The sequence below is a fragment of the Janthinobacterium rivuli genome, assembly GCF_009208735.1.
GTDB lineage: Bacteria > Pseudomonadota > Gammaproteobacteria > Burkholderiales > Burkholderiaceae_D > Janthinobacterium.
The window spans coordinates 128,697-154,804 of record NZ_WFLJ01000016.1; the positions used below are offsets into that span (position 1 = coordinate 128,697).

Here is a 26,108-nt window from a genome sequence, read left to right on the forward strand (position 1 = left end):
GACCGTGGCGGCAATGGATATTTAATCATTATAAATCGTAATGATTCTCATTTATAATATCCTGAGTGCAATTCCTCCCTATCAACTTCATACGCTTGCCCCTGATGCCCATTCCACATTCCCGACTCGCCCACCCCCACCTCACCACCCGGCTGATCCTCGCCGGCCTGCTCGTCGCCAGCGTGACGCCGCAGGCGATCGCCCAGGCGACAACCGAAGCGTCCGCCCCGCTCGCCACCGTGCTGGTCAACGGACAAGCCGAAGCGGACGCCGGCGGACAAATCGCCAAGAGCGCGCGCGCCGGCATGCTGGGCGAAAAGGACTTGCTCGACACGCCGTTCAGCGTCAACAGCTACACCAGCCAGCGGATGCTGGACCAGCAGGCGCTGACCCTGGCCGAGGTGCTGGGCGGCGATCCGTCCACGCGCTTCACGGGCCAGATCGGCGGCGTCACGGATTCCTTCTTCATCCGCGGCTTTCCCCTCAACGAGGGCAATCTGAGCGAAGTGGCGTTTGACGGCGTGTATGGCGTCTCGCCCAACTACCATTTATTTACGGAGTATCTGCAGAGCGTGGAAGTGCTCAAAGGGCCGGCCGCTCTGCTGTACGGCATGTCGCCGAACGGCGGCGTGGGCGGCGTCGTCAACGCCGTGCCAAAACGCTCCTTGCCGCGCGACCTGACGCGCTTGAGCGTCGATTACGGCGCGGGCTCGCAAGCTGGCGCGGCCATCGACGTCAGCCGCCGCTTCGGCGAGGACCGGCGTTTCGGCGTGCGCTTCAACGGCTTGCACCGCCAGGGCAACACGCCGCTCGACCACCAGACGTCGCGCGCGGAAGTGGCGGCCATCGCCCTCGATTACCAGGGACAGCGGCTGCGCGCTTCGCTCGACCTGATCGAGCAATACCAGTGGATCGACGCGCCCACGCGCCCCTTCCTCGTGGCCGCGCGCCTGCCCGTGCCGGCAGCGCCCGACGGCCGCCGCAACATCGCCCAATCCTGGGGCTGGTGGAAATCGAACGACCTGGCCACCCTGGGCAAGATTGAGTACGACCTGAACGATAACGTCACCGTCTTTGCCGACGCGGGCGGCACGCGCTCCGACGTGTCGCGCTATTCGGACCAGACGCCGACCATCACCAGCGCGGCCGGCGACATGACGGTCACGCCCATGCACTGGAAATTCCGCGTGCGCCGCGCCAGCGCGGACACGGGCGTGCGCCCGCGCTTTCGCACGGGCGGCGTCGAGCATGCGCTGGTCGTGATGGGCAATGTCTACCGGGACGAATTTGGCAGCGTCAGCAATTCCGGCAAGCTGATCGCCTCGAATATCTACCACCCTGTCGCCGTGGCCGACCCCGGCATTGCCGCGCCGGCCCGCGCGCCGAAGCTGTCCGCCTCCACGCTGTCCAGCCTGGCCGTGGCCGACACGCTGGACATGCTGGACCAGCGCGTGCAGCTGACTCTGGGCGTGCGCCGCCAGCTGGTCGAAGCGAAAAACTACCATGCGACGACGGGCGCGCTGACCACGCACTACAAGCAGCGCGCCCTGACGCCGCTGGCCGGCATCGTCGTCAAGCCATTGCGCCACGTGTCGCTGTACGCGAACTATATCGAGGGCCTGAGCAAGGGCGATATCGCGCCGAACATCGCCGACAACGCGGGCCAGGTGTTCGCGCCCTACAAGAGCAAGCAGTATGAAGTGGGCACGAAGGCCGATTTCGGCGTGGTGCTGGCAACCGCGGCCGTGTTCCAGGTGAGCAAACCGAGCGGCCAGCTGTACGGCAAGGTCTACAGCATGGACAGCGAGCAGCGCAACCGCGGCCTGGAGCTGAACCTGTCAGGCGCCGCCAGCAAGGCCGTGCGCCTGCTGGCCGGCATCACCTTGCTCGACGGCCGCCTGGTGAAGACCAACAACGCCGCCACCATGGGCAAGCGCCCCGTGGGCGTGCCCACGGCCATGGCCAACCTGGGGGGCGAATGGGATGTGCCGTTCTGGCCCGGCCTGACGGCCACGGGCGCCGTCAGCTACACCGGCAAGCAGTATGTCGACCAGGCGAATCTGCAGTCGGTGCCGTCATGGACCAAGGTGGACCTGGGCTTGCGCTACCGCACTGCCATCGCCGGCAAGGCGACGACCTTGCGCGCCGGCCTGATGAACGCGTTCGACCGCCATTACTGGGCCGGCGTGGCTTCGTATGGCACGGTCTCGCAATCGGCGCCCCGCAGCGTGCAACTGTCGGCCGCCGTGGATTTCTGACGGGCACAGTCGGAAACAGTAAAAATAGCAAGAAGCAATAGCAACAAGCAGACCAAGCCACCGTCAATGGCGCCAGGACCCACCGCCGGTCCTGGCGCCATCGGCAAACGGCGACACTCGCCCAGCGGCGCGATAAGCCGCACCGCAGCGCATTTCCTACCTCCCCGCCACTGCCAGGCACACTGCCACCGCCATCGCGCCTGCCTCGCCGCGTCGACAAGGACGCAACGCCGAACGACAACTACATTGATATTTGTCAAATTGACCGCCCGAGGCCTGGGCTACTGTCGGTGCCATCTTTGATTTGAAACAGAAACTCTGCAGCCAAGAATCGACCATTCCAGAAACAACGCCAGTTCTCGCCAGGCTCTTCATTCCCCAGCCGATAGCGCTCGCCAAGTGCGGTAACACCCAGCGTCCCCACCTCCCTTGCCTACACGTGCAGGGGAAACTTTTGCTAGCGATTTTGCAACTTTTTGATTAATGAACGTTAAAAAGGAATTTCGTATGAGCACGTATTCTGACATTTGCATCGTAGGCGCCGGCATAGGCGGCCTGACTTGCGCCACCCGCCTGATCGATGCCGCCGCCAGCAGGCAGCTGCGCATCCGGGTCTTCGACCTGAATCCCACCGTCGGCGGCCGCATCCAGTCGCGAAGGATAGACGGCGAGGAAATCGCCGAACTCGGCGCCGCCCGCTACTCGCCGCAGCTGCATCCGCATTTCCAGCAGTTGATGCAGGGCAGCGGACTGCCGCATGCCGTCTACCCGTTCACCGAGGTCATTTCCCACGACAGCGTGCTGGAAGAGCTGAAGGCAACGCTGCATGGCCTGAGCCCGATGCTCAAGGAGCATCCGAACGACTCCTTCCTCGAGTTCGTCAGCCATTACCTGGGCGCCGCCAAGGCCACCCACATCATCAAGGCGACCGGCTATGACGCCCTGCTGCTGCCGATGGTGTCGGCGGCCATGGCCTACGACATCATCAAGAAACACCCGGAAACGCAGCACTTTACGGAAAACGCCGCCAACCAGTGGCGCTATGCCACCGACGGCTACCACGCGTTGCTGTGCCAGTTGCAGTACCAGGCCCAGGCCGCCGGGGTGGAATTCCGCCTCGAACACCGCTTGCTGTCCGTTGAAAAATCCGGCGCCGACCATGTGCTCGCCTTCAGCCACCTGGGCGACACGCAGATGCACCGCACGCGCCACCTGGTGATGGCCATCCCGCCGTCCGCCATGCCGCGCCTGAACCTGGATTTCCCGAACGCCTGGAGTCCGTTCCAGTACGACTCGCTGCCCCTGTTCAAGGGATTCCTCACGTTCGACACGGCCTGGTGGGAGGCGCTGGGGCTGACCGACAAGGTGCTGATGGCGGCCAATCCCCTGCGCAAGATCTACTTCAAGAGCGACAAGTATGTGCTGTTCTACACCGACAGCAAAAGCGCCACCTACTGGCGCGACAGCCTGGAACTCGGTGAAGGCGTGTATCTGCAACGCGTCCGCCGCCACCTGGAAGACGTCCTGCCGCTCGATGGCCAGCCGCTGCCGCCGATCAAGGCGCACTTCCACAAATTCTGGCCGCATGGCGTCGAGTTTTGCGTGGAGCCGGAAGCCGAGCACCCGGCCGTCCTGCTGCACCGGGACGGCATCATCTCCTGCTCGGATGCCTATACCGCGCATTGCGGCTGGATGGAAGGCAGCCTGATCAGTGCCCAGCACGCCAGCGGCCTGTTGCTGCAGCGGCTAGATCAACGGGACGACGTCGTCGCCGCCAACGATACCTTCATCACTTCCTCGACCGAGCGCGCATGAGCCTACTTGACTTCCCCCGCCTGCATTTTCGGGGTTTTGCCCGCGCCAATGTGCCGACGGGGAATCGCAATACGCACGGCAACATCGATATCGCCACGAATACGGTATCGATGGCGGGCGAGCCTGTCGACCTGAGCAGGCCGCCGGCTGAGTTCCATGCATACCTGAAACAGCTTGCTCCCCGCTTCAATGCAGCGGGCAAACCCGATCCGGACGGCATCTTCAGCCTGGCGGCAGGCCACAATTTTTGCGGCAATAATCATTTTTCGTGGGAAAACGCGAGGATCACGGGCGTCCAGCTGCGCCATGGCGAGGTCGATACGCAAGACCCGCTGGTGGGCGCCAAGCTGGGCCTGTGGGGCCACTACAACGAGTACCTGCGCACGACCTTCAACCGCGCCAGGTGGATCGACAACAACCCGGCCCAGCCGGACACCACGCTGATCTACGCCGGCCAGTTCACCTTGAGCGACAAGCTGGCCACGCCCAACACGCCCACGCTGTTTACCGCCGACATCGCGCAGGCGCACTCGGTGCGCTGGCTCGGTAGCGGCCACATCAAGGAACGCGACGGGCATTTCCTCGATGAGGAAATCGGCCGCTCCAGGCTGTTCCAGTTCTCCGTGTCCAAGCAAGACCCGCATTTCCTGTTCAATCCAGACCTGCCGCTGCCGGCCAGCATGCATGCCTTGCAGCAAGCCCTGGACGACGACGAGGTGCTGGGCCTGACGGTGCAGTATGCCCTGTTCAATATGTCGACGCCGCCAAAACCCGATTCCCCCGTGTTCTACGACCTGGCCGGCAGCATCGGCCTGTGGCGGCGCGACGAGCTGGCCACCTATCCGGCCGGCCGCCTGCTGCAGCCGCGCCAGGGCGGCCTGGGACCGGTGCTGGTGCAACTGCATGCGGACCGCGTTGCGTTCAACATGCCGACCGCCATCCCCTTCACCACGCGCGACGCGGGCGCCGTGTCGGAACAGCATCCCACGCATGCCCTGGGCGGCAAGCAGGCGCTCGGCGACCTGCTGCTGCATGACGGCGCCGGCACCGTGCTGGCCCGCATTCCGGAACCGCTATACCGCGATTACTGGCGCCATCACGGCGTCTTCGACGTGCCGCTGCAACATGCCCCCACCGCAGGTTCGCTCAGCCTGGGCAGCGCGCAGGCGCAGTGGGACGAGGCCGACTGGGTACTGCAATCGGACAGCAACCATCTGTACCTGGAAGCGCCGAACGCGAGCAAGCACGCGGCATTCCCGCAGACGATCACCGTGCAAAGCCGCTTTCGCGGCGCGCTGGCGGCGCCGGAGGCCCTGCAAGCACAGGCCGAGGACGGCGCCCTGCTGACCGTGGAGCGGCAGCCGTCGCCGCTCGGGCACGGCTACACGGCACTGACCCTGACGGGACGCCGGCCGGGCGCGACCCGCATCGTGCTGGGGGCTGGCAAGGACAAACAATACCTCGGCGTGCGCGTGCTGCCCGACGACTGGGACCTCGACGACGTGCCGGCGGAACGGGTCGACTACGCCTTCCTCTACCGGCATGTGATGAGTTACTACGAGCTCGTGTATCCCTTCATGTCGGACAAGGTCTTCAGCCTGGCGGACCAGTGCAAATGCGAAACGTATGCGCGCCTGATGTGGCAGATGTGCGATCCGCAAAACCGCGACAAGAGCTACTACATGCCCAGCACGCGCGAACTGTCGCTGCCGAAATCGCGCCTGTTCCTGAAATACCTGACGCAGATCGAGGCAAAGGCCAGGGCGGCGGTGCCGGCACCGGCCACGCCGCACGCCATCGGCAGCAAGGCGGAACTGATCGGCGAGCTGAAAAAGGTCATCGACCTGGAGCTGTCGCTCATGCTGCAATACCTGTATGCCGCGTATTCCATTCCCAATTATGCGCAAGGGGCGGCGCTGGTGCAGGCGGGCCGCTGGCTGCCGGCCGAGCTGGAGCTGGCCTGCGGCGCCGAAGACCGGCGCCGCAACAGCGGCACGCGCGGCATGTTGCTGGAAATCGCCCACGAAGAAATGATTCACTATTTATTAGTCAACAATGTGCTGATGGCGCTCGGCGAACCGTTCCATAGAGGCGCCCCGGTGCTGGGCCAGCAAGCGCGCCAGCGTTTCGGCCTGGACACGGAATTTGCATTCGAGCCATTTTCCGAGCACGTGCTGGCCCGTTTCGTGCGTTTCGAATGGCCCGACTACCTTCCCACGCCAGGCAAGTCCATCGCCACCTTCTATATCGCGATCCGCCAGGCCGTAGCCGAGCTGCCCGGCCTGTTCGAGAGCGGCGGCGGCAAGCGCGGCGGCGAACATCATTTGTTCCTGAAAGAACTGACCAACCGCGCCTATCCCGGCTACCAGCTGGAAGTGTCCGACCGCGACAGCGCGCTGTTCGCCATCGACTTCGTCACCGAGCAGGGCGAAGGCGTGGCCGTCGATTCGCCGCATTTCGCCTCTTCGCACTTCCAGCGGCTGCGCACCGTCGCCGGCAAGTTTTCGGCCTGCGGCAAGCCTTTCGAGCCGGCGCTGCCAGCGCTGAAGAATCCGGTGCTGACAGCGCGGGCGGACTGCAGCCTGGTGACGGATCAAACGGCGCGCGCGCTGATGCAGCTGTATCAAGGCTGCTACGAGCTGACCTTCCTGCTGATGGCGCACCATTTCGCGCAGCGGCCGCTGGGCAGCCTGCGCCGCTCGCGCCTGATGAACGCCTCCATCGATATCATGACCGGCCTGTTGCGTCCCCTGTCGGCGGCCCTGATGAACATGCCATCGGGCGTGCCCGGCCGCCACGCGGGACCGCCCGTGCCCGAACCGGTCGACAGCCAGGTCAGCGGCGACTACAGCCTGGGCTGCGACATGCTGGCGCAGAAATGCCAGGCGCTGGCGCAGTACGCGCGCGGCCTGGAGAGCGATGTCATCGGCATGGCGCCGATAGAAATGTTGGAGTTTTTTAATCAGCAACTTACCGATTTATCTCGGGGAAAGATGTCAAGAGAGGCCTGAAATGCATAAAATCATTATCGTCGGCGGCGGCCTGGCAGGTAGCCTCAGCGCCATTTATCTGGCGCAACGGGGGCACGATGTCCACGTGATCGAAAAACGCGGCGATCCGCTGCTGGAGCATGCCGCCAACGCCGACCCGGTCAATTCGCGCGCCATCGGCGTGAGCATGACGGTGCGCGGCATCAAGGCCGTCCTGGGCGCTGGCATCAGCAAACAGGAGCTCGACCAGTGCGGCGAACCCATCGTCGGCATGGCCTTCAGCGTGGGCGGGCGGCACCGGATACGCGAGCTGACCTCGCTCGAAGGCCTGTTTCCCCTGTCGCTGGACCGCACGGCCTTCCAGCGCCTGCTGAACCGGCATGCCGCCCTGCACGAGGTGAAGTATTACTTTGAGCACAAATGCCTGGATGTCGACCTGGAAAGAAAGATCGTGCTGGTCCAGGGTTCGGACGGCGCCGTGCAGCAACTATATGGCGACCTGGTGATTGGCGCCGACGGCGCCCACTCGGCCGTGCGGCGCGCCATGCAAAGCGGCATGCGCCGTTTCGAGTTCAAGCAGAGCTACTTCCGCCACGGCTACAAGACGCTGGTGTTGCCGGACGCGGCAGATCTCGGTTTCCGCAAGGATTTGCTGTATTTTTTCGGCATGGATTCCAAGGGCCTGTTTGCCGGCCGCGCCGCCACCATCCCGGACGGCAGCATCAGCTTTGCCCTGTGCCTGCCCTACACCGGCACGCCCAGCCTGGGCACGCTCAACCGCGAAGCCATGGCCGACTTCTTCAGCCGCTACTTCGGCAGCCTGCCGCCGGAGCGCCGCAAGGAGATGCTGGACCAGTTCATGGTACTGCCCAGCAACGACCTCATCAATGTCCGCTCCAGCACCTTCCACTACAAGGCCAATATCCTGCTGATCGGCGATGCGGCGCATGCCACCGCCCCGTTCCTCGGACAAGGCATGAACATGGCGCTGGAAGACGTCCACGTCTTCGTTTCCCTGCTGGAAAAGCACGGCAATGCCCTGGGCCCTGCCCTGTCCGAGTTCACGCAGCAGCGCAAGGTGCAGGCGGACGCCATGCAGGACATGGCGATCGCCAACTATGAAGCGCTGAGCAATCCGAATCTGATTTTCTTCCTGCAGACGCGCTACACGCGCTACATGCACAAGAAATTCCCCCGTGTTTATCCGCCGGACATGGCGGAGAAACTGTACTTCACATCGGTTCCCTACGATGAGTTGCAGCAAATCCAGAAGAAACAAAACGTTTGGTACAAACTTGGAAGGGTAAATTAATGAACATTCTCGTCATCGGCGCAGGCCCCGCAGGCCTGCTCTTCGCCAGCCAGATGAAACAGGCCCAGCCCGGCTGGAATATCAGCATTACGGAAAAAAACACCCCGGAGGAAGTGCTGGGCTGGGGTGTGGTGCTGCCGGGACGGCCGCCGCGCCATCCGGCCAATCCGCTCTCTTACCTGGAGCAGCCGGAACGGCTCAATCCGCAGTTCCTGGAAGAATTCAAGCTCGTGCATCACGAGCAGCCCAACCTGATGAGCACGGGCGTTACCCTGTGCGGCGTCGGACGCCAGGCCCTGGTGCAAGCCCTGCGCGCCAAATGCGTGGCGGCCGGCATCGCCATCCGCTACGAAACGCCGCCAGCCGATAAGGCGCAGCTGGAAGCCGGGTACGACCTGGTGGTGGTCTCGAATGGCGTCAATTACAAATCGCTGGACTTGCCGCCAGCGTTGACGCCGCACATCGATTTCGGCCGCAACAAATACATCTGGTACGGCACCACCCAACTGTTCGACCAAATGAACCTGGTGTTCCGCAGCAATGAACAAGGCATTTTCATTGGCCATGCCTACAAATATTCGGACACGATGAGCACCTTCATCGTCGAATGCAGCGAAGAAACGTATGCCAAGGCCGGGCTGGAAGCGCTTTCCGAGCGCGATGCCGCCGCGTATATCGCCAGGACGTTCAAAGCCGAACTCGGCGAGCACGGGCTGCAGAGTCAACCAGGCCAGGGCTGGCGCAACTTCATGACCCTCAGCCACGAGCGGGCCGGCGACGGCAAGTTCGTCCTGCTGGGCGATGCGCTGCAATCGGGGCATTTTTCCATCGGCCACGGCACCACCATGGCGGTGGTGGCGGCCCTGCTGCTGGTGAAAATCCTCCATACCGAAACCGGCACGGCCGCAGCCCTGGACGGTTTCAATGCCCGCGCCATGCCCTTGATGCAATTGTTCAAGGACCACGCCAACAGCAGCCGCCTGTGGTTTGAAAGCGTGGGCGAGCGTATCGGGCTGAGCAACGCAGAGCTGACCGCCAGCTTCGACGCCCGCCGCAAGGACTTGCCGTCGCTACAAGAAGCGCTGATGGCCAGCCTTGGCTACGCGCTGGGCCGCTAGGGAGCTGCCATGCCGACACACCCCGCCCCGCCGCTGCTGCCGATACAATGGAGCAGCGCCTATATTTCCTACTGGACGCCGATGCAGGAGGACGACCAGGTCACGTCCGGCTATTGCTGGTTCGATTATGCGCGCAACATCTGCCGCATCGATGGCCTGTTCAATCCCTGGACGGAAAAGGAACATGGACACCTGCTGTGGATGTCGGAAATCGGCGACGCCAGGCGCGAGCAAAGCCGCAAGCAGAAAGTGGCCTACGCAAGGCAAGCGGAGGCGGCTGGCGAGCAGCTGCAGGGCACGGCGCTGGCCGATGAGGTGACCCCGGTCCATCAGCTGTTCCTGCCGCAGGCGGTGCTGCCGGACGGCGGCGCCCGTCACGATGGCCGCCACACCGTGCTGGGCCGGGAAGCGGACGCCTGGGTGGTCGAGCGGGCGGGCAAGCCGTCATCGGTCTTTTACCTGGAGGCCGGCGGCAACCGCCTGCTGCGCATGATCACGGGCAACGACCCGCAGCACCTTTCGGTACGCGACTTCCCCAACCTGTTTGTCGGCGACATTCCCGACAGCGTCTTTACGTCTTGCAACACCTGAGCGGGGCGTGGCGCGCGCAAGGGCCGCTTGCGGCCGGGGCGCGCGCCACGCCTGGCGAGTGTTTTGGTGATTACTTTCGAAGGATATTGCTATGCCGCTGGTTGTCTACATTCTGGGGTTGACGATCTTTTCGTTGACGACATCCGAATTCATGGTGGCGGGCATGATGCCGTCGCTGGCCCTGGCCATGGACGAACCGGTGACGCGGATCGGCTATCTGATCTCGCTCTACGCCATGGGCATGGTCATCGGCGGTCCGCTGAGCACCATCGTCCTGCTCAAGCTGCGCGTGCCGAACAAGAAGGGATTGCTGTGGCTGCTGTGCCTGTATGTCCTTGCCCAATCCGTCGCCGCGTCCGCCACCAGCTATGACATCCTGGCCATCGCGCGGGTGGTCACGGGCGTGGCCGCCGCCACCTGCTTTGGCCTGTCCCTGGCGATCTGTGCCGACATCGTCGCGCCCAACGCGCGCGGACGCGCCGCCGCCGTCGTGATCGGCGGCCTCATGCTCGCTTCCGTGGTGGGCGTGCCGGTCGCCACGCTCATCGACCAGCACCTGGGATGGCGCGCCAGCTTCTGGCTGGTGGTGCTGCTGGCGCTATTGTGCCTGGCGCTCATCACCGTGCTGGTGCCGCGCGCAAAACCATCCGAAGTCGTCAGCCTCGGCAATGAACTGGGGGAATTCCGCAACCGCCACCTGTGGGCGGCGTACGCCAGCAGCGGCCTCATCATCGGAGCGATTTTCGCGGCGTTCAGCTATTTCGCGGCCATCCTGACGGAAATTACCGGTTTTCCAGCATCTTCAATCCCCTGGCTGCTGGGCGTCTACGGCGTCGCCAACGTGGTGGGTAATGCCGTGGTCGGCCGCTACGCGGACCGCTACACCACCGTCATCATGGTCTGGGGCATGGTCATCCTCAGTATCAGCCTGGCGCTGTTCGCCGTCTTTGCGCACGACAAGACCTTCAGCGTCGCCTTGCTGGTCGTCACGGGCCTGGTCGGGATGTCGATGAATCCCGCCATCATCGCCCGCGTGATGAAGACCGCCCACCCGGGGCCGCTGGTCAACACGGTGCACACTTCCGTCATCAACATCGGCCTGGGCGCCGGATCATGGTTAGGCGGCCTCGGCATCGCCGCCGGCTACGGCCTGCGCTCCCCGCTGTGGGTCGGTGTCGCGCTGGCCGTGCTCGGCCTCATCAGCTTGCTGCCTTACCTCGGGCACAGGTCGCGCGATTCGGTTCTGTCGCATTAACGGCTGGCGGCGCGGCTGGCATTGCCAACCGCCCGCTGCTGTCATCTGCACGCCTGACCGTTGCATTGTTCGACCATGCCATTCGTTTGCGGGTGCCGGGGCGGTGCCAGGCGGTGTTCGATGCCCATGGCGGTACGGACTGTATCGAAGGCCTGCTGGCCAGCTTGATTTTTCAGTGCATTCCAAACCATGCAGTAACGGATGCCCTCAAAAATACCCTCAGCGGATCAGTACTTAGCTGGTCTGTCGAAGGATTTGACAGCCGTCACTGTAGCAGCCGCTTTCCCACAATCATCTTCGATATGAATCAAGAACTTGCGCGTGATGGCCCTCTTCTTGCTCTGACACGTGCTGCAGGCATGACCTGCCTGCGATTGCGTTTCGCCTTCAGTCGCAGCACTTCAAGAGGGGACATCATGAATATCTTCGTACGACGCGTCATGCTGGCCGCCGCCAGCTTGCTGATGGTGGCGCACACCGCTGACGCCGCCAAGCCCAGGACCGAGCTCCTGAGCGGCGCCGGCAGCGGCTGGCTGGCCAGTTGCAATGGCACCGACGGCTGGATCCCCGCCTATGGGCCCTACCCCTATCCGTTCACGATGCCGAATCCCTTCATCAATCCGCTGGGGATACATGCCGACCTGATGTGGTGCTGGCCCGGTCCTGGCGTACCCGAAGCCAGCAGCCCGCCAGGCTCTGCGTACTTCCGCCACCACTTCCACCTGGAGCCGGAAAATGGCGTGAAGCCGCAAGTCGTCGCGCTGATGGCGGCGGTCGGCAACATGGTCTTGATAGTCAACGGCAAGCAGATAGCCAGCTATAACCAGCATGACCATTTGTTGCCCAACGCCCTGCAGACCCCCATCTTGGTCGACCTGACGCCGGCATTGCGGCTCGGAGACAATCAGATCGACATCGTCGCGATCAATAGAGACGCACTATATCACTGGGTATTTTTTGACAGCTACAATTTCAATCACCCGGTGGAAGACGTGCTGGTGCCGCGGGCGCCCGCCCAGATCAGCCTGGTCGGCGACGACGATGACTTCCATGCCGGCGACGAGGCCGACACGCCCCCCAAGTCACAGCACGTACTCGACATGCAACGCAATCTCGTGGCGGCGCCCGCCATCGACCTCGACCAGCCCGCAGTGAACCAGTCGGTGGGACTGACACATGGCATCAGCGTGCCGGAAGGCGCCACCATCACCTCGGCCAGAGTCAAATTGCATATCAGGATGACGGGCGACATCGTCGACAACGACCTCATCCTGTTTAACCAGAGCAACGTCTCCGACGACGGACAATCGAGCACGGTGATCGCCCTGCAGGACCTGCTGGGCTTTCCGCCGCAAGCGGGCGCCACCTATGACCTGATCTGGAATCTGGCCAAGACCCCGCTGCGCAGTTTTCTCGCCGATCCGGTGACGGGGCAGCCCGACGAGGTGCGCAACCTCTTGCCCATGCTGGCAAGCGACCAGCGCGTGGACGTGCTGGCGGCGGACGACACCATGGTCGATTACTCGGAACTGAGCGTCACCTACACCAGCGTCAGCGCCGCGCCGGGCGACTTGAATAACGATAACGCGATCGACCGCGATGACCTGAACATCTTGCTATTGAGCCTAAACACCCTGGCATCGGGCCCGAACGATCCGCGCGACCTCGACCGTGACGGCCGGATCACGGCGCTCGATGTGCGCAAACTGGTGGCCAGATGCAGCCACCCCCTTTGCAAGTAGACAGGCATCGCCATGCGGGCCGTGCACGAACGGCTTGCTCATTTTCCAGGAGAGTGATCATGAAGAAATTTTGTTTTTTAGCCATGTTCTGGCTGGCGTGCCTGAGCTGGGCGCCACTGGCCCAGGCCCTGCAAATGTCCCTGGTGCCGCGCGGCGGCGCCCATATCGCACCGGGCGGCCTGCTGCTCGTCGACCTGAACATCGCCGGCCTGGGGTCTGGCGGCCTGAACACGGAGCTGGGCGTGTTCCACCTGGACCTGTATTACGACCCGGATCTGCTGTTCTATCTGCCAGGCACCTCGGGCTGGGGCACGGCGCTGGGCCAGACGGCTGGCGGCGCCGAAGCCCTGGCGTTCGCCGACGCCAGCACGCCTGGCCTGTTGCGCCTAGACGAAGTGTCGCTGCTCGACGGCCTGACCCTGGGTCAGCTGCAAGGCGATGGCTTCCGGCTCGCCACGCTGGCCTTCCACGTGATGATACCGCCCGGACCGGCGCCGGCTAACACCATTTTGTTCGCCGATGACATCCTGCTGGCCGATGCGGGAGGCAATCTGATTCCGGTGGCGCTGGACCAGACGCCCGTGCTGATATTACAGGTGCCGGAACCGGGCACGCTGGCGTTGCTGGGCCTGGGCATGGCGGCGCTGGCCTGGCAACGGCGCAAGCCCGGCCGGCTGCCCGGGTGCGGCTGAGCGTGTACGCCGCGCGTCAGCGGGCGCCAGCGGGCCAGCGGGCTCGCCGCAGCAAGGCGCACCACGCCAGGGTCGCCGCCGCCACCAGGCCGCACAGCAGCAACGGCCCTGTCGCGGGAATGGCAAAGGCAAACAGCCGCCGCAGCCCTGGCACGCCCAGCACCACCAGCAGCAGCGACACGGCCGCGGCGGCGCTCCAGCCCACATACGGGTTCTTGCCGCCCGGCACCTCCCCGTCCCGGCCCGCCGCGTGGCGGTTGGCATGGATCAGGGCCAGGTTGGAGAGGGTCAGGGCGATGAACACGGCGGCGCGCGCCGCCTCGTCGGACTGGCCCGACAGCCGCGCATGCCAGAACAGGGCCAGCAACATGGCCAGCAGGCCGGCGCCCTGCAGCAAGCCGCGCAGCACGATGGCGCCGTCGAACAGGCGCTGCCGCGGCTGTCGCGGTGGCTGGCGCATGGCGCCCGCCTCCATCGGTTCGGCCTCGAAGACGATGGAGCAGGTGGGATCGATGATCAGTTGCAGAAACAAAATGTGCACCGGCAACAGCAGCAGCGGCCAGCCCAGCAGCACAGGCAGGATCGACAGGCCGGCGATCGGCACGTGTACGGCGACGATGAAGACGATGGCCTTGCGCAGGTTGGCGAACAGGCGGCGGCCGTGGCGGACGGCAGTGAGCAGCGATGAAAAATCATCCTTGAGCAAGACCAGCGCGGCCGCCTCGCGCGCCACGTCCGTGCCGCGCGCCCCCATGGCCACGCCGATGTGCGCCGCTTTCAGGGCGGGCGCATCGTTGACGCCGTCGCCCGTCATGGCGACGATGTCGCCGCGCGCCCGCAAGGCTTGCACCAGGCGCAGCTTTTGCGCCGGCGCGATGCGGCAGCATACGCGCGCCCCGGCCAGGCGGGCCTGCAGCGCGGCGTCGTCCATGCCATCGAGCTCGTCGCCCGTGAGCGGCACGCCGTCCGTGGCGATGCCCGCCTGGTGCGCGATCGACAGGGCTGTGGCGGGATGGTCGCCCGTGATCATCACCACGCGCATGCCGGCGTCACGGCACTGCGCCACGGCCGCCGGCACGTCGGGCCGCACGGGGTCTTCCAGCGCCAGCAGGCCGAGGAAGACGAAAGCAAAAGCATGCTGGTCCGACGGCAGGGGCGGCGCGGCGAAAGTGGCGCAGGCGACGCCGATCACGCGCATGCCGCTGTCGGCCAGGGCCGCCACCTGCGCCGCGATGCGCGCGCCATGCGCCGGCGCCAGGTGGCACAGGTCCATGATGGCTTCCGGCGCGCCCTTGGCGGCGATCACGTAGTCTTGCCGGCTGGGCGAGCGCCACACGCGCGACATGGCCAGCATCTGGCGCGACAGCGGGTAATCGTCGATCAGCGCCCAGTCCGCATGCAGGTGTTCCGTATTTGCCAGCAAGCGGGCGCCGGCCGCGCCGATGGCCGCCTCCATGGGGTCGAACGCTTGCCGGTGGCTGGCCAGCACCGCGTATTCGAGCAAACCGTGCAGTTCTTCCGGCAGGGGCGGCTCCGGCGCCTGGCCGCACGCGTAGGCCGCCTCTTCCGACCACAGGCGGCGCAGCTGCATACGGTTGCTGGTCAGGGTGCCTGTCTTGTCGACGCACAACACCGTCGTCGCCCCCAGCAATTCGATGGCCGGAATGCTGCGGGCCAGCACCTGTTCGCGTCCCAGGCGCCAGGCGCCCAGCCCCAGGAACAGCGTCAGGATCACCGGCAGCTCTTCCGGCAGCAGGGCCATGGCCAGGGTCAGCCCGACCAGCAAGCCGCGCAGGGCGTCGCCGTGCAGCCACCAGTAGGCGATGCCGAGCGCGGCCGCCAGGGTCAGCGCGCCGATGGCCACGCCGCGCACGACGCGCCGCGTTTCCTGCTGGATCGGCGTCAGTTCCCCGCCCAGCGCCGCCAGCGAGGCGCCGATGCGCCCCAGCGCGCTGTGCGCGCCCGTCGCCGTCACGCTGCCGCTGGCCGTGCCCTGCGTGATCAGGGTGCCCGCGTACACGCAGCCGGGCGGCAGCTTCATGACCGGCACCGACTCGCCCGTCAGCATCGATTCATCGGCCATCAGGTTCGACGCCGTCAGCAGGGCGATATCGGCCGGCACGCGGTCGCCTTCGGCCAGCAGCACCAGGTCGCCGCGCACCAGCTCGCGCCCGGCGATGCGCGTCTGGCGGCCATCGCGGATCACCAGGGCGCGCGGACTGGACAGGTCGCGCAAGGCGCACAGCGAGCGTTCGGTGCGCTGCCGCTGAACATAGCTGATGCCGATGACCAGCACCACGAATCCCAGCAGCATGAGGGCTTCCTGGCGGTCGCCCAGCAGCAGATAGATGGCGCCGCACGCCAGCAGCAGCAAAAACATCGGTTCGCGCAGAATATCGGCCAGCAGGCGCCAGCGCGCCAGCGGGGGCGCGGCGGGCAGCTCGTTCGGTCCATCGGCGGCAAGGCGGGCCGCCGCCTCGGCGGCATAGTCATCTTCCTGTGTCGGGCATGAAGACATCGGGACATACGGCAGGCGCAAGACTAGCATGGTTGCCGCGGCAACGGGCTCGGCACGAGATCCGCGGCCCCATGCTTTCTGCCGCCGATCGCCGCGCACATGATGTAGATCACACGCAGGGCGACGGCGCTTTGCTACGCTGGCAGTCAGTCATCCGAAAGGAGCGGGCCATGTACAAGACCATCGTTGTTCACGTGGACGGCGCGCCGCAGTGCCGCGAGCGCGAATATGGCGTCCATGGCGCCCAGCCAGGCGCCGACATCGCACTGTACCTGGCGCGCCACGGCATCCAGGTGGAAGTCCTGCGGCAAACCACGCCGCCCGACTTGCCGGTAGGCGAGGCGCTGCTGTCCCTGGCGGCGAACCTGCAGGCCGACCTGTTCGTCATGGGCGCCTATGGCCATGCGCGCTGGAATGAAATCCTGCTGGGCGGCGTCACGCGCACCCTGCTGCGCTCGATGACCTTGCCGGTCCTGATGTCGCACTAGGCGACGCGCACGCCATGAGCAGCATGCCCGGCACGCCATTTTCACTGCTGGGCAAACGCGGCCTGATCCTCGGCCTGGCCAACGCGCACAGCATCGCGTATGGCTGCGCTTGCTGTACGCAGGCGTTGGGCGCCAGGCTGGTGCTGTCGTGTGCCGATGAGCGCGCCCTGCCCTACGCCGCGCCTGCCGCCACGGGCTTGAATATTCCCCTGCTCACCTGCGACGTGCAGCAGGAAGGCGCGCTGGAAAGGCTGGTGCACGGCGCGGTGGCGCAACTGGGCGGACTCGATTTCGTCATCCATTCGATCGCCTGGGCGCCCCTGGCCGACCTGCACGGCCGCGTCACCGACAGCGGCGTGGACGGATTCCTGCGCGCCATGGATATTTCCTGTCATTCGTTCGCGCGGCTGGCCCGGCTATGCGAGGCGCACATGCCCGATGGGGGCAGCCTGCTGACCATGAGCTACCTGGGCGCGGAGGAAGCCATGCCCCAATACGGCATCATGGGCCCCGTGAAGGCGGCGCTCGAATCGCTGGTGCGCTACCTGGCCTGCGAGCTGGGGCCACGCAACATCCGCGTGCATGCGCTGTCGCCCGGTCCCTTGCCGACCCGCGCCGCGTCCGGCCTCAAGGATTTCGACGCGCTGATGGAACGCAACCGGCGTGACGCCCCGCTGCGGCGCCTCGTCACGCTGGCGGAAATCGGCCAGCTGGCCGCCTTCCTGGCCGGCGATGGCGCCTCGGGCATGAGCGGACAAACCATTTATGTCGACGGCGGCTACCATGCCATCGCGGGCGGCACATGAGCGATACGCCGCCATCGGACCTGCCGGACGTCCTCGTCAACGTCCCGTACGAGGAGCTGCGGGTGGGACAGACTGCCGAGCAATACCGCACCCTGAGCCGTGACGACATCGCGGCATTCGCCGCCATTTCCGGCGACGTCAACCCGGCCCACCTCGATCCGGCCTACGCCGAAACGACACGCTTCCATGGCGTGATCGCGCACGGCATGTGGGGCGCGGCGCTCATTTCGCGCCTGCTGGGCACGCGCCTGCCGGGCCCCGGCACCATTTACCTGGGACAGACGCTGCGTTTCCTGCGGCCGGTGCGCGTCGGCGACACCTTGCGCGTGCACGCCTGCGTGCTGTCGAAAGAGGACGACAAACGGCGCGTCGAACTGCAGTGCGACATACGCAACCAGACGGGCGCCCTGGTGCTTGATGGCGTCGCCAGCGTGATCGCCCCGGCGACGCGCGTCAGCCTGGCGCGCACGCATCTGCCGCAACTGTACCTGTTCGACAGCGCGGCGCGCTTTGCCGCCCTGCTGGCGCACGCGGCCGGCCTGGCGCCCTTTCGCTGCGCCGTCGTCCATCCGTGCGACGGCATGGCCCTCGCAGGTGGGCTCGACGCCGCCGCGCGCGGCCTGATCATCCCGGTACTGGTGGCGCCGGCGGCACGCCTGGCTGCCGTGGCCGCCGCAAGCGGGCGCTCGCTGGACGGTGTCGAGATCGTGGATGTGGCGCATAGCAGCGCCGCGGCCGAACGGGCCTGCGCCATGGCCGCCGCCGGCGAGGTCGCGCTGCTGATGCAAGGCAGCTTGCCGCTGGACGAACTGCTGCAAGCGGTGGCCGCCAGCACCGCCCTGCGCACGGGCCGCCTGCTGTCGCATATCTACCACCTCGACACCCCGGTGTCCGACAGGCCGCTGCTGCTGTCCGATGCCGTGCTGAACGTGCGGCCCGGCCTCGACGACAAGGCCGCCATCATCCGCAACGCCATCGAACTGGCGCATGCGCTGGGCATGGAAGAACCCAGGCTGGCCATCCTTGCCGCCCAGGACGCCGTCACGCCAAGGCTCGCCTCGACCATCGATGCGGCGGCGCTGTGCAAGATGGCGCAGCGCCAGCAAATTCACGGCGCGCTGCTCGACGGTCCGCTGACGCTGGCAAGCGCCATCGCGCCCGCCGCGGCACGGCGCCATGGCCTGTCGCAGCCGGTGGCCGGCCAGGCCGATATCCTGATCGCGCCCGACATGGAGTCGGGTAGCATGCTGGCGGGGCAGCTCGAATGCCTGGCTGGCGCGTGCGGCTGCGGACTGGTGACGGGCGCGGCGGTCCCCATCGCCCTCAATCATGGCAGCGACGGCAAGGAGGCGCGGATCGCGGCGGCGGCCCTGGCGCTGGTGCTGGCCCACCATCAGCGCGGCCGGCGCCTGGCGGCCGCCTGAAGCGGCGCGTCCCCCGCACACTGACCTGCGCTCACGACGGCAGGGTCGCACTCGCCTGCCGCGCCGGACTAGCCGGCCGCGCCAGCACGGCAAGCCGTCGATGCCAGCGTCGCGCACGATCGATGCGCCCGCTCGATGGCGTTGCGGATGAGGGCGGCCTTGTCGATCAGCCCACACGCCTGACGCCACGGCAAACGCCGTCGCCATGCCCACCGCTTGCCGCAGCAAGCCCCTGCCCGTCGCCGGAAGCCGCATCGTTGTCGTGCGCAAAAACGATGTCGAATTTATAATTTTAACAGCACCGGCACCAGCACGGCCGCGCCATCGATGGCGCCGTCGCGCACGGCCGCCAAGGCCCGGTTTGCCTGGGCTAGCGGAAACGTCGTCACCACCGTCCGCAAGGGCAAGCGGGCGGCCAGGGCGAGGAACCCTGCGCCGTCGGCGCGAATCAGCTTAGCCACCGAGCGCAGGCAGCGCTCCTGCCACAGCAGCGCATAGGGAAACGCGGGAATGGCCGACATGTGAATGCCGGCGCAGACGACAGTCCCGCCCTTGGCGCAGGCCGCCAGCGCGGCCGGCACGGGCGCGCCATGCTGCGCAAAGATGATGGCGGCATCGAGCGGCACGGGCACGTCGGCGTCGCTGTCGCCAACCCAGGCAACACCCAGCGACCGCGCGAAGCGCTGCGTACGTCGGTCGGCCCGGGCGGGTAAACGCATACACTTCGCGTCCTTGCGCCAGTGCCACCTGCGCGAACAACCTGCGCGAGCAAATGGGCCGCGGCGCCGAAGCCGTACAAGCCAAGGCGCCGGCCAGGACGTACACGCGGTAGCCGATCAAACCGGCGCACAGCAGCGGCGCCGCATGCGCGGCGTCATAGCGGTCGGGCATGGCCAGGCAGTACCGTGCATCGGACAGCGCATACTGCGCATGGCCCCCATCACGGTCATCGCCGGTGAACACGGACTGGTCGCACAGGTTCTCGCGCGCCGCACTGCACTATCGGCAATGCCCGCAACTGCCGCCCAGCCGTGGCACGCCCACGCGCTGGCCCACCTTGAAGCGGTCGACATGGGCGCCTGCCTGGACCAGCTCGCCGACGATTTCATGGCCCGGCACCACAGGCAGGCGATGCGGCGGCAACTCCGCATCGACGGTGTGCAAGTCCGTGCGGCACAGCCACAGGCCAGCACGCGCAGCAGCACCTCGTCCGCGACGCACACGGGAATGGGCAGACGCTGCTGCCGCAATGCCTGGCCTGGCCTGGCCCCTGCCATTGCATCGCCAGCATGCTGCCAGTCGTCGCCATGGCCATTACCGGCGCCGCGCAAGCACGGTCAACTTACCGGCACATACCGGCCCCGGCCGGATTTCTTTTTCGGCAAGCGCAGTTCCAGGACGCCGTGGTGATACCGGGCCGCCGCCGCGCTGTCATCGAGGGCGTGCTCCAGCGTGAAGTAGCGGTATTGCGCCTCCGATTGCCGTCCATCCTTCCCCCCCTGCTCCTGGCGCGGAGTCTCGGCAAAGATCAGCACGGCATTGCCATCGACTTCCACCCGCAAGGCATCCTTGTCACAACCGGGCAGTTCCGCCTGTACCAGGTAAGCGTCGTCATTTTCCGTGACGTCCAGCCGGAAACGCCGCCGCCCACGCAGGGCGTGCAGAGCATGTCGCAAACGCCATAGCCGGAAACGCTCTTCCAGGCGCGCCACGGAGGGAAAACGCCCGGCCAAAGGAGTACTCCGTTGCAAAATCGCAGCCATGTTGCTCTCCTGTAAAAAGCCACCACAGTGGCGAGCGGCGCCAGCATTCACCGGCGCCAGCATACGGGAACTATTGAATTTGCAGCGTCCTGCCACCGCCGCCCGGTTTTTTCGGCAAGGTCAGCTCCAGAATGCCATCGTGACATTTGGCCTCGGCCTTGCTCTCATCGACCTCCTGCGGCAGGCTGAAGCTGCGATACTGCTGGCCGTAATACCGTTCGCTGCGCACCATATTGCCGTTTTCCTGGCGCTCTTCCTTCTTCACCTCGGCGGTAATGGACACCTGGTTGCCATCGATGGCCACCTTGATGTCTTCCTTCTGGACACCGGGCACTTCGGCCTTGAGCACATACGCCTGCTCGGTCTCCGACATATCTACCCGGATGCGTGGGGCGGCATCGGCCATGCGCAGCCTGGGGAACGCCGCATAGTCCTGGAAAAAATCGTCGATCTCACGAAACGGATCGAAACGGGCGATGTCACGCAATGGATTAAAGGGCATTAAAGTGTTGGCCATGGAAAATCTCCTTGAATGTGAAGTGCCTGCAAGGTGGGCTGCGCGTGTTACGCGATCACACATATGCACCTGAAGGTGCACCGACAGACGACCCTTCCAGCTTATAACGCCCTGACTGTCTCACTCTGACATGCGTCAAACAAGCCGTCTTGCCATTGCTCAAACAGGCAGTTGAAAAAATCACCTTACTGTTGTGCTCGATTACACACCCTCGGGTATTAACTGCGCCTGGCATGACATCGATCAAGGTGTGCTCAGGCGGTGCCGCCACAACCAAGGTAAGCTGGAACGCACGGCTCGTCCCCTGTTCGTCCCACTCACCTATCTAGGAGCGCCATCATGCTGCTGGACCACCACACCCGACAGTTCGTGCTGCATCTGCTCGACGAGGTGCCCGACCTGACCCTGGCCACCATACGCCCGGACGGTTATCCGCAGGCGACCACGGTCAGCTATGCCCACGATGGGCTGACGCTGTATGTCGGCGTCGGCCTGGGCAGCCAGAAAGCCTGCAACATCCAGGGCAACAATAAGGTCTCGCTGGCCATCACCAAGCCGTATGCGGACTGGCAGCATATCCAGGGCCTGTCCATGGCGGCCACGGCGCGCATCGTCGATGACCTGGAAGAAACGCAGCATGCGTCCGAATGCATGTTGCGGCGTTTCCCGCACATTAAGGACATGATGCAGGGAACAAACGCCCTGCCATGGGCCGGCGCCGTCTTCCTGCGCATCACGCCCAGCGTGATCTCCGTGCTCGACTATGAGCAAGGCTTCGGCCATACCACCCTGTATGAAGTCGTGTGAGGGAAGTGAGCTGACGGGCAAGCCCCCCCTGTGCGCATGAGCGGCACCAAAAGCGCGCGGCGCGGCGCTCATGAGCGCCTGGGCCACAAGCCCGATCCCGGCAAAAAGTGGCCTGTACTGGCCACCATCACGGGCCGGTGGCGGCATTGCTCACTGAACGGGCGCTTGCCTGTCCGATAGGAGTAGCGTGCCCTGATCGCCTGGCGAGGCCCTTGCCTGGCGCTGCAGGCGTTCGCGCCAGCGCGACGCCAGCGCTGCCAACGCCTCGCCATCACATCGCGCGTCGTTGGTGACAGCCACGGCCTCGTCCAGTTCGTCCGCCGACAAACCTTGCGCGCCAGCATGCGTCATCTGATAGGCCAGCACGGCCTGGTCCGCATCGGAAGGGTCGCCGCCAGCCCGTGCCCGCGCGGCCAGACGCGCCTGCCACAATGCGCACTGCGCGAAGCGGCGCATGCGCACCGCCACCTCCAGCACCGTTCCCGTCCCGTCGATGACGGGACGCGAGCAACTGCCGCTGACGCTCGCCAGGCCCAGATACAGTTCCGGCGCAAAGCGCCGATTCAGGCGCAACTCTTCCTCGCAGGCCACGCGCCGTGCCGCCAGGCTGCCATAATCAAGCACATCGCGCCGTATGGCCTTCTTGAACTTGTAGGCCAGATCAGCCGTCAGCCGTATCCAGGAGATATCGGTCTCGATCAGTTGCGCACGCGCACCATCGTTCCCCAGGCGACGCGTAAGAAGGTGCAAGAGGCGGGCCTGTTGCATGGCCGCGCGGTCCTGCATGCCTGGCGACACAGGACCTTGCCGTACATCGAGCGAGAAATTCAATGGAGCCTCAATGGAGCCTGCCATGCAAAAATCTACCCATGTTCCATGCGCGCCCCACGGAAGCGAGGCCGCACCAGCAAACCGGCTACGGCCACTGCCAGGTAAAGCATGAGAAAGCGGTGTCTTGACGCAGCACGGCATCGCTTGCTTCCCCATGGCTGCGACCCAGGCCGCCTGCGCCTCTCCACATACGCAATCGCTGCGATGGCACACGCCGCGGGCTACCTGTCAGCGATATACAAGTACTGGCAACTTACTGTGTGTCAGCACTTTCTGTGTCTCGCTGCCCATCAACATGCCCCGCATTCCACGCCGTCCATGCGATGCCATGGCGATCAGGTCGCAGTGGCGGCTGTGCGCAGCCTCGATAATGGCCTCATGGGGATCGTCGTGCTCCATGACCAGCGTTTCATACACGACGCCTTGCGCACGAGCGGCCTCGGCCACTTGTTCCAGGCAAACCCTGGCACGCGCCTGGCTATGCGCCGCATAGGTTTCAGGCGTATCGCGCAGCATTTCCGCGCTGGTGCTGAGCACGTGGAACGGCGCCACGACATGCACGGCCGTCAGCCGTGCACCGCAGTCCTTCGCAAACGCCACGCACTGCGCCAGCGCCGTGCGGGACGGGGCTTCCCCATCCGTGGGAAACAAGATGTGTTGAAACATGACGTACTCCCTGCAGGATACTAGCGGTAACATCACCGAGCGCGTGGCGATGCCTTGCTGCCCGGCCACCTGCCAATCTGGCACAGCGGGAACAGGCAGCAAGCATGGCTACTGGCGCCACAGATGACTGGCATGGCGCCGGCAACGAGGCTGGCCCTATCTGGCAACGGTGGATGCGCTGCCCAAGGCTTGCTGCAACGGCTGGGCCTGCGGATTGCTCACGGTGCCGGCGGCGATATCCTGCGGCCACAGCGCACGGCCATAATAGGCGTTGGTCATGCGCTGATTGAAACGGATATCATTCACACCCACCGTCAGCACGTCGCCAAACAAGCCCTTGGAGGCGCTCCAGGCCACCACGTCGCCGTTGCCCGCCGTGCCCTGGGCCAGCTTGCTCCAGTTGACCACCGTCAGGCCCGCATCGGCGCTCAGCGAGAAGTTATTCTTCTTCATGAATTCCTGTACCGCCTTGTCGTTATTGAGCACCAGCGCCATCGGCCCCCCTTCGATACCGGCCTGCAGGCCGACCGTCAGGCCGCCCAGATTGTAGAAGGCGGGGCCGCTCCAGCCGCCATCGGCGCGCTTCAACAGCAAGAGTCCCGCGCCGCCATGCGCGCCGACACCCAATGCGGCCCGCCCGTAGGAAGGAACGATCAGCACGCCTTTTGCCTGCTGCAGCAGTTGCTTCATGCGCGGTTCCGCGTCGAGCTGGCGCACTACCGCCAGCGCTTCCGTCACCCGCTGCGCCGCCGTCTGCGCCGTCTCGGCGCCCGCCTCATTCCTGGCAGCCGCACCATCGCCGGACTGCGCCGTGGCGCCACCGGCGAGTGCGCCGATGAATCCGGCAAAAAGCCATGCCTTGATATGGTGCTGGATATGCATATGTCCTCCTGTGCTTGCAGCCTGTCGTGATGCGCCGTACATGACCGGCGCGGAAGCCCCATACTAGGACGGCGCGCGCTGGGCACTTTGATGTGCGACAAAGGCGCGGAAAAAGCATGAACGAGAGTTGACGCGAAACAAGACGGTAAATGCTCAGTCTGCCAAGTGTTTGGGCAAGCGCTATTCGGCGCCGCCGTGCCACGGGCCAGCAGGCGCCGCGCCATGGCGAAACAGCGCGAACTCTTTCGCCGGTCCGCAGGTCGAACCCACATCCGGAGGCAGCCGCCTCCTGGTAGCTGTCAGAACCCTGAACCTGCCATCCCTATCGGAAGGAGCATGCCATGAGTCCGGAAACGAGCCTGCTGACCAGCGATCCGCTGCTGCACAACCTGCCACTCGAGAGTGGACAAACCGCACTGACACCGCTGAGCCAGTCGCTGCGCCAGGTGCTGGAGCAACGGCGCAGCGAGCGTCTTTTCTCGTCGCGCCCGGTACCGGCGCCGGTACTGGCGCAGCTGCTGTGGGCCGCCTGCGGCGTGAACCGCCTGGAGACGGGACAGCGCACCGCGCCATCGGCGAAGAACTGGCAGGAGATCGATATCTACGTGGCCCAGGAAGACGGGCTGTTCCTGTTCGAACCCGCCGCCGGTGCACTGCGCCAACTGGGGCGGCGCGATGTGCGCGCCGCCACCGGCTGGCAGGACTTCGTCGCCGGCGCGCCCGTCAACCTGGTGTATGTCGCCGATCTGGCCAAGATGGATCACGCCCCACGCTGGGAGCAAAAATTCTATGCCGCGCTCGACACCGGCTTCATCAGCCAGAATGTCTACCTGTTCTGCGCCGCGCAGGGCCTCGCGACCGTGGCCCGCGCCTGGGTGGACCGCCCGGTGCTGGCGCACGTCCTGGGGCTGCGGGAGACCCAGCGCATCATACTGGCGCAGACGGTGGGTTTTCCCGGCCGCGCGACGTCTGCGGTCCCCATGACCGACGGGCACGCGAACGGTAGCGCCAGCTGACGCGGCCCCGCCACCCAGACCTCCCGCCACCTCGCCACCCTCTGTCCATAAAGGAGGACACCATGAAAAGCTGTCTGATCGTCTACTATTCGCGCACCGGCGTGACCGACCAGGCCGCCCATGCGCTGGCCGCGGCATGCGGTGCGGATATCGAAGCGCTGCAGCCGCTGCGCTCCTACCGCAACGCCGCCGGCTTCCTGCGCGCCGTCTGGGATGCCGTGCGTCGCATTCCCGCTCCCATCGCCGCCACGCAACGGCATCCATCCGACTACCCGTTCATCGTGCTCGGCACGCCAGTCTGGGCGGGCCATATGAGCGCCCCCATGCGCAACTATATTGAACAGCAGCGCCAGCACTTCGACCGGGTTGGCCTGTTTTGCACCATGGGCGCGCGGGGCGGCGAAGATGCGCTCGACGAAATGGCCGCGCTGTGCCACCGGGAACCGATTGCCAGGCTGTGCTTGCGCGAACACGCAGTGCGATCTGGCCACCATATCGAACAATTGACGGCACTGGCCGCGGAACTGGGTCGCCTGGGACAAGCCACGCCCGAATTCGCCACCCGGCTATCGCCCGTCTAGAAGGTACCGCTCTGAAGGCAGCCATTCCTTGCAGGC

General features: G+C 65.4%; 20 protein-coding genes and 2 pseudogenes. 15 read left to right on the forward strand and 7 right to left on the reverse strand.

Going from position 1 to position 26,108, the window contains the following annotated elements:
* Window positions 1-104: 104 nt before the first annotated feature.
* From GCN78_RS21065 to GCN78_RS21105, 9 genes are all read left to right on the forward strand, one after another.
* On the forward strand, window positions 105-2,258 hold the full coding sequence (locus tag GCN78_RS21065) for a TonB-dependent receptor (RefSeq protein WP_152253438.1): 2,154 nt from the start codon (window positions 105-107) through the stop codon (window positions 2,256-2,258).
* A gap of 507 nt (window positions 2,259-2,765) precedes the next feature.
* Window positions 2,766-4,073, forward strand: coding sequence for an FAD-dependent oxidoreductase (locus tag GCN78_RS21070; protein ID WP_152253439.1), 1,308 nt, complete (start codon window positions 2,766-2,768; stop codon window positions 4,071-4,073).
* Window positions 4,070-7,084 carry an iminophenyl-pyruvate dimer synthase VioB gene (gene vioB / locus GCN78_RS21075; RefSeq protein WP_152253440.1) on the forward strand — a complete coding sequence of 1,005 codons (3,015 nt, stop codon included), beginning with the start codon at window positions 4,070-4,072 and terminating at the stop codon, window positions 7,082-7,084. The genes GCN78_RS21070 and vioB overlap by 4 nt, the downstream gene beginning before the upstream one ends.
* 1 nt (window position 7,085) lies before the next feature.
* Window positions 7,086-8,375: an FAD-dependent oxidoreductase gene (locus GCN78_RS21080; protein WP_152253441.1), complete on the forward strand. Its 1,290-nt coding sequence runs from the start codon at window positions 7,086-7,088 to the stop codon at window positions 8,373-8,375.
* Window positions 8,375-9,493, forward strand: a complete 1,119-nt coding sequence (locus GCN78_RS21085; protein ID WP_152253442.1) for an FAD-dependent monooxygenase — start codon at window positions 8,375-8,377, stop codon at window positions 9,491-9,493. The genes GCN78_RS21080 and GCN78_RS21085 overlap by 1 nt, the downstream gene beginning before the upstream one ends.
* Window positions 9,494-9,502: 9 nt before the next feature.
* Complete coding sequence (gene vioE, locus GCN78_RS21090) at window positions 9,503-10,084, forward strand: violacein biosynthesis enzyme VioE (protein WP_152253443.1); 582 nt, start codon at window positions 9,503-9,505, stop codon at window positions 10,082-10,084.
* Between the two features lie 91 nt (window positions 10,085-10,175).
* A complete protein-coding gene (locus GCN78_RS21095; RefSeq protein ID WP_152253444.1) occupies window positions 10,176-11,339 on the forward strand; it encodes an MFS transporter in 1,164 nt (387 codons plus the stop codon).
* 416 nt (window positions 11,340-11,755) lie between these two features.
* The gene (locus tag GCN78_RS21100; protein WP_152253445.1) at window positions 11,756-13,081 is read left to right on the forward strand and encodes a hypothetical protein; all 1,326 of its coding nucleotides are present in this window, start codon (window positions 11,756-11,758) and stop codon (window positions 13,079-13,081) included.
* Between the two features lie 59 nt (window positions 13,082-13,140).
* Window positions 13,141-13,773: a PEP-CTERM sorting domain-containing protein gene (locus tag GCN78_RS21105; protein WP_152253446.1), complete on the forward strand. Its 633-nt coding sequence runs from the start codon at window positions 13,141-13,143 to the stop codon at window positions 13,771-13,773.
* Window positions 13,774-13,789: 16 nt separating this feature from the next.
* Here the strand turns inward: GCN78_RS21105 and GCN78_RS21110 are convergent, their stop codons facing one another.
* Window positions 13,790-16,321 carry a cation-translocating P-type ATPase gene (locus GCN78_RS21110; RefSeq protein WP_226939761.1) on the reverse strand — a complete coding sequence of 844 codons (2,532 nt, stop codon included), beginning with the start codon at window positions 16,319-16,321 and terminating at the stop codon, window positions 13,790-13,792.
* A 206-nt stretch (window positions 16,322-16,527) separates the two neighbouring features.
* Here GCN78_RS21110 and GCN78_RS29780 point away from each other — a divergent pair.
* From GCN78_RS29780 to GCN78_RS21125, 3 genes and pseudogenes are all read left to right on the forward strand, one after another.
* Window positions 16,528-16,779: pseudogene (locus GCN78_RS29780) on the forward strand (universal stress protein); the annotation flags it as partial.
* Window positions 16,780-16,802: 23 nt separating this feature from the next.
* Window positions 16,803-17,585 (forward strand): enoyl-ACP reductase FabI, encoded by a 783-nt coding sequence (gene fabI / locus GCN78_RS21120; RefSeq protein ID WP_152253483.1) that lies wholly within the window; start codon window positions 16,803-16,805, stop codon window positions 17,583-17,585.
* The gene (locus tag GCN78_RS21125) at window positions 17,582-19,009 is read left to right on the forward strand and encodes a bifunctional enoyl-CoA hydratase/phosphate acetyltransferase (RefSeq protein WP_152253449.1); all 1,428 of its coding nucleotides are present in this window, start codon (window positions 17,582-17,584) and stop codon (window positions 19,007-19,009) included. Before fabI ends, GCN78_RS21125 begins: the two co-directional genes overlap by 4 nt.
* A 284-nt stretch (window positions 19,010-19,293) precedes the next feature.
* Here the strand turns inward: GCN78_RS21125 and GCN78_RS21130 are convergent.
* From GCN78_RS21130 to GCN78_RS21140, 3 genes and pseudogenes are all read right to left on the reverse strand, one after another.
* Window positions 19,294-20,286 (reverse strand): annotated as a pseudogene (locus tag GCN78_RS21130) (zinc-dependent alcohol dehydrogenase family protein).
* 60 nt (window positions 20,287-20,346) lie between these two features.
* Window positions 20,347-20,772: an Hsp20/alpha crystallin family protein gene (locus tag GCN78_RS21135; RefSeq protein ID WP_193316814.1), complete on the reverse strand. Its 426-nt coding sequence runs from the start codon at window positions 20,770-20,772 to the stop codon at window positions 20,347-20,349.
* Window positions 20,773-20,842: 70 nt separating this feature from the next.
* Window positions 20,843-21,289 (reverse strand): Hsp20/alpha crystallin family protein, encoded by a 447-nt coding sequence (locus tag GCN78_RS21140; protein WP_152253451.1) that lies wholly within the window; start codon window positions 21,287-21,289, stop codon window positions 20,843-20,845.
* A gap of 339 nt (window positions 21,290-21,628) precedes the next feature.
* Between GCN78_RS21140 and GCN78_RS21145 the strand changes: the two genes are divergently transcribed.
* The gene (locus GCN78_RS21145; protein WP_152253452.1) at window positions 21,629-22,096 is read left to right on the forward strand and encodes a pyridoxamine 5'-phosphate oxidase family protein; all 468 of its coding nucleotides are present in this window, start codon (window positions 21,629-21,631) and stop codon (window positions 22,094-22,096) included.
* A gap of 150 nt (window positions 22,097-22,246) precedes the next feature.
* Here GCN78_RS21145 and GCN78_RS21150 read toward each other — a convergent pair whose 3' ends face one another.
* The 3 genes from GCN78_RS21150 to GCN78_RS21160 form a co-directional block, all read right to left on the reverse strand.
* Window positions 22,247-22,951 (reverse strand): hypothetical protein, encoded by a 705-nt coding sequence (locus tag GCN78_RS21150; RefSeq protein WP_152253453.1) that lies wholly within the window; start codon window positions 22,949-22,951, stop codon window positions 22,247-22,249.
* Between the two features lie 204 nt (window positions 22,952-23,155).
* Window positions 23,156-23,593 carry a universal stress protein gene (locus GCN78_RS21155; RefSeq protein WP_152253454.1) on the reverse strand — a complete coding sequence of 146 codons (438 nt, stop codon included), beginning with the start codon at window positions 23,591-23,593 and terminating at the stop codon, window positions 23,156-23,158.
* Between the two features lie 156 nt (window positions 23,594-23,749).
* On the reverse strand, window positions 23,750-24,475 hold the full coding sequence (locus GCN78_RS21160; protein ID WP_193316815.1) for a lipid-binding SYLF domain-containing protein: 726 nt from the start codon (window positions 24,473-24,475) through the stop codon (window positions 23,750-23,752).
* Window positions 24,476-24,816: 341 nt separating this feature from the next.
* On the opposite strand from GCN78_RS21160, the gene GCN78_RS21165 reads away from it, so the two are divergent.
* Window positions 24,817-25,491 carry a nitroreductase family protein gene (locus GCN78_RS21165; protein ID WP_152253456.1) on the forward strand — a complete coding sequence of 225 codons (675 nt, stop codon included), beginning with the start codon at window positions 24,817-24,819 and terminating at the stop codon, window positions 25,489-25,491.
* 62 nt (window positions 25,492-25,553) lie between these two features.
* Window positions 25,554-26,072, forward strand: coding sequence for a flavodoxin family protein (locus GCN78_RS21170; RefSeq protein WP_152253457.1), 519 nt, complete (start codon window positions 25,554-25,556; stop codon window positions 26,070-26,072).
* Window positions 26,073-26,108 lie beyond the last annotated feature (36 nt).